This window comes from Leptolyngbya sp. CCNP1308, assembly GCF_034932455.1.
Lineage (GTDB): Bacteria > Cyanobacteriota > Cyanobacteriia > Phormidesmidales > Phormidesmidaceae > Nodosilinea.
This window is the reverse complement of record NZ_JAYGIH010000076.1, coordinates 159,045-165,519: the sequence shown is the minus strand read 5'-3', so window position 1 is coordinate 165,519 and position 6,475 is coordinate 159,045. Positions and strand designations below refer to the sequence as shown.

Genomic DNA, 6,475 nt, shown 5'->3' with positions numbered 1-6,475 from the left:
TGAAAAGTGCTGGGGGTGGTTGAAAAGCCGGATTCGAAAAGCCCTTCCTCATGATGATGGTCTGCGGGCTGCCATTGAGGCCGTCCTCAAGCAAGCCGCGTCCTAACCTAAGTGGCTATAGCTATAAGGAGGTGACGCGTAGCACTAAGACCACGAGAAACCGGGGGATCCCCTTACCTAGGTGAGTAGTCTCTAAATCTAGCTGAGTAGTCTCTGAACCTAGTGCAAGCGCTCTGCGAGTCTAGTCGAGTAGTTTCTAAACCTAGCTGAGTAGTCTCCGAGCTTAGTCGAGCAAGTTCTGAGCTTGGTGCAAGCACCCTTTGGGCTTAGTCGAGCAGTCTCTGAACCTAGCTGAGTAGTCTCAGAGCTTAGTCGAGTAATTCCTAAGCCCAGTCGAGTAGCCTCTGGGCCTAGTCAAGTAATATTTGAGCCTACTGACCAACCACTAGCCGCTACTGCACCACCTGGCGCATGTAGTTGCCCCACACCGCCGCCGCCTGGCCGCTGCTGCCCGCCGTTGAGGTGTTGTCATCGTTGCCCAGCCAAACGCCCGTAGTCAGATCGCGACCAGGCACAAAGCCCACAAACCAGAGGTCGCGGTTGTCGTCAGTGGTGCCGGTCTTACCCGCTTCCCCCAGGCCCAAAAAGGCGCTGCGACCCGTGCCCCCCTGCACCACACCCTGCATCAGCCCCGTCAGGGTGCTGGCAATGCTAGGGTCAATAGCTTGGCGATCGGCGTCTCCGGCCTGGCCAAACTCGTAGATGACGCGGCAGGTGTTGATGTCGTTAGGGTCGGTACAGTCGCTGCTGTCGAGCACCCGCAAAATGCCGTGGGGCCGGTTCCACACGCCGTCGTTGCCCACGGCGGCAAAGGAGCCGGTGAGTTCTAGCGGGGTGACTACACTTTCGCCCAGGGTGAGGCCCGGCGAGGCCACCAGCTCAGACTCAATGCCCAAGCGCTGGGCGACGTTAATAACGTTGCGCAGCCCCGCCTCCTGGGCAATGCGTAGCGCCACCACATTCTCAGAGCGGGCCATACCGGCATACATATCCAGCGGGCCTGAGCCCGAGCGGCAGCCCGCAAACCGCTGGCCATTCCAGTTCATCGGTTCACAGGAGAACGATCGCCCCGGAGAAATGCCCTGCTCTAGGGCCGCCCCGTAGGCAAACAGCTTAAAGGTCGAACCCGGCTGGCGCAGCGCCTGGGAAGCCCGGTTAAACTGGCTCTGGGCATAGTCTACGCCCCCCACTAGAGCGCGAATCGCCCCAGTGCTGGTTTCAAGGGTAACCACCGCCCCTTGAGAATAGGCCAGGGCGGCTCCCTGGGTGGCGACATCCTGGCTGAGGGCCTCTTCTGCCGCCGTCTGGAGATCTAGGTCAACGCTGGTTTCCACATAAAAGTTGCCCTCCCGCGCCAGGGAGGTGCCCAGCACGTTGTCGAGTTCTTCAAAGACGTAGCTGTAGAAGTAGGGGGCGCGGGTGCTCTGGAGCTGGCGGGTGGCATCGGGGCTGATCTCAATGCGCGATCGCCGCGCCCGCCGTGCCTCTTCTTGGCTAACCATGCCCAGAGCCACCATGCGATCGAGGACGCGATCGCGGTAAGACACCGCCGCATCGTAGTTTTGCACCGGGTTAAAAGCGTTGGGGCCAGGCAAAATACCCACCAGCGTCGCCGCCTCCGACAGGGTGAGATCGCTGGCGGGCTTGTCAAAGTAAAACTGAGCCGCATCCTCAAAGCCGTAGAGGTTTTCGCCCAGATAAACCCGGTTGAGGTAGGTGAGCAGCAGATAGTTTTTGCTGTAAAACGTCTCCAGCTTGAGAGCCGTGATCGCCTCGCGAATCTTGCGCCCCGCCGAATCGTCGGTGCCGGTGTACTCGCGGTAGACGCTGCGGGCCAGCTGCTGGGTAATCGTGCTGCCCCCCTGGCGAATCGACCCATCCTGCACGTTGATCAGCACAGCCCGCGCAATGCCGAGGGGGTCTACCCCCAGGTGCCAGTAGTAGCGCGTGTCCTCAGACGCGATCAGTGCCTGGGGCAGGTAGGGCGAAAAGTCGCCCATGCGGCGCAGTTCTTGGTGGGTCTGGGTGTGCTGCTCGCGCAGGGGGACTGCGGTGCCATTTTCTTCGCCAAACACAACTACAGGCCCCTGCACTGAGTCGGGCAAAGGCCGCATGGGTATTTTGGGCCACTCTACACCGACAATCCAGGCACCCACGGCCAGCGAGAGGCCGGTGAAGCCATAGAGGGTGTAGCGGGCGGTTTTGACATACCAGGGGGGCGGCTCGCTAAACCGCAGCTTGACGGCATCCTCCAGCTCCGGCGGGCCGAGGGTGTAGACATCGCCGTGGTTCATCACCACCTGGGTGAGCCGCTTTTTGCCCCGGTAAATGCCGTTGGTGGAATTGCGATCCTTCATCACGAAGGGCTGGCTGGGGCGGTTGGTGTCGCGGGTGAGGGTGGCGTGCACCTGGCTGACGATGGGGCTGGGGGCCACAATGTCGCACTGGGAAGTGCTGCGCCCCATGATGTAGTGCTCACCCAGTAGGGGATAAGTGGTGGGTTTGCCGTTGACCGTGACCTCTAGCTCGGCAGCGCGAGCCCCCGGCTTGACCGCCAGCTTGCCAAAGTCAACCTTGGCTTGCACGGCCTGAAAGGCCTGGGTAACGGTTTTGAGCAGGGTGCGAGGGGGGGATGGAGGTGAGGGCGACATGGCAAGCGGCAATAAGCCCAACCGAAATACTGCCCTATTGTAGTCATAAGCTTCGCGATCGCTCTGGTAAGTAGACCACTTTTAGCAATGGCTACTCAAGTTCGACAGGAATCCACCAGCATTAAATGCCTCTGTCTTCCATGGAACGGCCTGTACGAGCTAAAGTCACCTAGCAACAACCCAATCACCTTTCTGGGAGAAGCTGAGCCTTCTAATCTCTTTTAAGTTTTTGCTGAAGTAATGATTCAAGACTTCAGTCATTCATGATTGAAATTGAACAGAACCCCAACACAGGATAAATGTAAATCATTGACAGCCAATCTTGATGTTGCCAGCATATCCTACAAATTTGCCTGCTGAAGAATTATTATGTTGCACACAGGCATTTCTGGCAATTGCAGATCGAACTTAAAGTCTATATAGAAGTCAAAACCTGGTGAATTACTGAAGCGGATAATCGTGCGCCTTCAACTGACGGATGGGAATATTCATCCCTGTAAAGCAAATCTCCGTTTGCAGCGTTATACGTGCAAATCTTCTTAGGACAGAAGGTATCAAATAAATCCACAACGTATATTTTGCTTTGTCTCTCTAAAGACATGAGAACATTATCCAGCGCCTGCCTGCGCAAAAGCGACTCGGCTTTGTTGGGCATGTCGCAGAGTCCGCCAAAAGGCTGAAACCATTGTTTTGTGGCTGTTGCTGGCTTACATTTAGCTTCGCGGGCGAAAGGATTCCCGTGCAGGACAGCTAAGTGTATTCCTTTTACTGAAAGCTGATTTGAAAATGTCTCAAGCCCTATTCCCAATAGCTCTAGATTTTTTTGTGAGTCAGGAGTCTCTTCTGGGGGAGAAAGCCATGCTAAATCATTAACTAAGAATACTATGTCATTGGGTTGCAATTGTTCAACGAGATCAGGCATGATGTTGTCCCAGTAGTAACTGCTCGCTTCACTTCGCGAGCCGTTGTTAGGCATTCCTCTTATCGGTGATGCATCCCAAGCAGATGTGATAGTGACTGAGTAGTTATCAAGTGCTACTAAGCTGTCAAAACCCTGTACAAATGCTGCAGAGAACGAATTTCCAAAAATCACCACCCTTCTCTTAGCTTCTGAGAAAGTACCAAGCGTACATTTTTCAATGATTATTTGTTTTCCTGCCTGGGCCTGAGAGTTATCGGATATGATGCAGTTCTCACCCTCCCATAAAGAGTCAGTATCTTGCAAGTGATACGTGTTAGCAAGAGAAGCAGCGCCTTTTTCAACAAGCGATGGGCGTTGGCCTGTGTAAAGAGAAAAATCAGGCATTCTGAGCAGACTGATAAACAAACTAGCAACACTTGCAGAAATGATTACACTGCATGCTATGAATTGCCATCTATTCAAAGGCCATTCTGCCCGACGAAAGGGTACTTCGATGTAGGTATAAGATAAAACTGATAATAATAATATTAAAATGATTTGAATTGGCAACGACCACCAATGCAAACCTATTGTCCAACGACTCAAAGAGAGAACGCCCCAATGCCAAAGGTAAAGAGAATAAGAAATTAGGCCAAGATAAACAATTCTATGATTTGAGAATAATCTGTAGGCCAATGTCCCTGGTCGCAGGCAGGCAAGTAGAATCAATGTGAGTTCGACTACGGCAATTTTAGCTTGAACGGCAAATTTGAGAGGAATCCATAGGGTAGCTATCATCGTCATAATAATCGCCATTGGCGGAATTTTATTCAATTCACAAATGAGCTGATTTCCATGTTTTATACCTAAAAATAAAAGGCACCCTGCCCCTAACTCCCACAGGCGAGTAATTGGCAGAAAATAGCTGGCAGCTTGGTTCGTAGGATATAGAGATATAAAAGCTATCAGAGATGCGACGGAAAGTGCGCTCAGCACCCAGAAAAAACTTCCCAGCTTTTTGCCCGCTAAATTATTAATCCCCGTAAAGCATGCTATGAGAGGGAGCAAAACATAAAATTGTGTTTCTATTCCTAAAGACCATGTATGCGTAAATACATTTAGTTCTGTAGAAGCGGCAAAGTAATCGGTTGACTGATTAACAAGAGAGAGATTCGAGACACCAAAGAGTGATGCTATTCCAGTACTTAGAGATGAGTCAGGATTAGGATCGAATAAGCAGATTGCAATACCAGCAATGAAAACAAAAACCATCAGAGCAGGGATCAGGCGCTTAATTCGCCTAACGTAAAACCCTAGCAAAAAATCACCTGCACTCTCGTTGGAATGTTTTGTTAAAGACGCGGTGGTGACAAATCCGGAAATCACAAAAAATATGTCCACTCCCAAATATCCACTGGGAAGTATATCTTTGTTGATATGGTTAATAATGACCGCAATTACCGCTAGCGCTCTCAGTCCATCGACTTCCGGTCTGTAGGACGGTTTGAAATGTTCATTGGCTACGCAGCTAGTCTTTCCCAGAGCCTTGGTCATCAAGTTATCCTTCCGCCAGTCAACTTTTTGAGATGCTGAGATATGCAGGCAAAGCATCCTTTCCGTTAAGACTACCCAAAATCTCAAACCAACTTTTGTTTGCCAATCGAATACTTGTTTCTGGCTTGAACTTTTAAGCTGATTTAGGCGACCCATGTAAAAATCTTGCCATGAGAAAATTGCGGAAGGTTTGATCCCGAAGAGAAAGGTGCTATTGGCCACCGCTCTTGTGCAGAACAACGCTTAAAGTTCCCTAATCTTTAAAGGATGCCTATTTTGCCGCCAAACGCCGAGTACAGCAGTACTTCACCAGGGCAATGAAGATCGCTGTTCCGGCAACATATTTAAACTCGTTAGGAATCCAGGTCTGGGGCGAGAAAAACCCTTCGATTAACCCCGCAACAACCAGCATGGGGATGATGCCGTAGAGCAGCTGAGCCGCCTGTAGACCATACAATTTCAGCGCATCGATGCGGCGGTAGGGGCCAGGCAGCAAAATGCCTCGGGCCAGCAGCAGCCCGCCCCCCCCGGCCATAAAAATAGCCGGTAGCTCCAGCGCCCCGTGGGGAAACACAAAGGCCCAGAGGTCGTAGGCCAGATTGGCCTGGGCCACCAGCACGCCGACGCAGCCAATCATCACCCCGTTAAACACCAGCAGAAACACCGTAAACGCCCCTGGTGGCGTAATCAGCGGCACCCCAGGCATAAACATCGTGACGCCCCCCACCAGCGCCCGCAGGGAAACGCCAATGTTGTTGATCATGATGCCGCTGGAGGCCACAGGCTCAATGCCCATGATGGAAACCGTCCACAGCTCCTGGCTGGTTTTCACCTCTTCGACAAACTCCTGGCCCAGTACCAGCGTCAAAAAAGCCGGATCTTGCCAGGCAAACCACCAGCCCACCAGCCCACCGATCGCAAACAGCCCCGTAGCCACCGCAATATAGGCCCAGCTCCGCTGCACCACCGCCGGAAACCCGTAGCGGCAAAAGTCCCACAGCGCCTGCCACTCTTGGCGGCGAGAGCCCTGGTAAATTTGGCTGTAGCTGCGGCTGGTGAGCCGCTGCAAATCTTTAATCACGGCTTGCCCCACGCCCTGACCCTTGGCCCGCGCCAAATCCGCCGATACCGACCGATAGAGGCTGGCCATCTGCCGCACCTGAATAGCCGAGAGCGACCTGAGCCCACTTTTCTCGGCCTGGGTGAGCAGGGTTTCGAGCTGTCGCCAACTGGCTTCTCTCCGGGCCATCCAACGCTGAATATTCATGAAGCAAAGCCAGAAAAACGGGCATTCTACAGAGAAGTGTAG

3 protein-coding genes are annotated in these 6,475 nt (G+C 52.9%); all 3 read right to left on the bottom strand.

The genetic code is table 11. The features are described from left to right. Positions 1 to 452: 452 nt before the first annotated feature. The 3 genes from VB780_RS22570 to VB780_RS22560 all read right to left on the bottom strand — a co-directional run bounded on the left by VB780_RS22570 (position 453) and on the right by VB780_RS22560 (position 6,433). A complete protein-coding gene (locus tag VB780_RS22570; protein WP_323353440.1) occupies positions 453 to 2,711 on the bottom strand; it encodes a transglycosylase domain-containing protein in 2,259 nt (752 codons plus the stop codon). A 415-nt stretch (positions 2,712 to 3,126) separates the two neighbouring features. After that, a complete protein-coding gene (locus tag VB780_RS22565) occupies positions 3,127 to 5,388 on the bottom strand; it encodes an acyltransferase family protein (RefSeq protein WP_323353439.1) in 2,262 nt (753 codons plus the stop codon). A 49-nt stretch (positions 5,389 to 5,437) separates the two neighbouring features. Beyond that, entirely contained in the window at positions 5,438 to 6,433 is a 996-nt protein-coding gene (locus VB780_RS22560) for a stage II sporulation protein M (RefSeq protein ID WP_323353438.1), read from the bottom strand. Positions 6,434 to 6,475 lie beyond the last annotated feature (42 nt).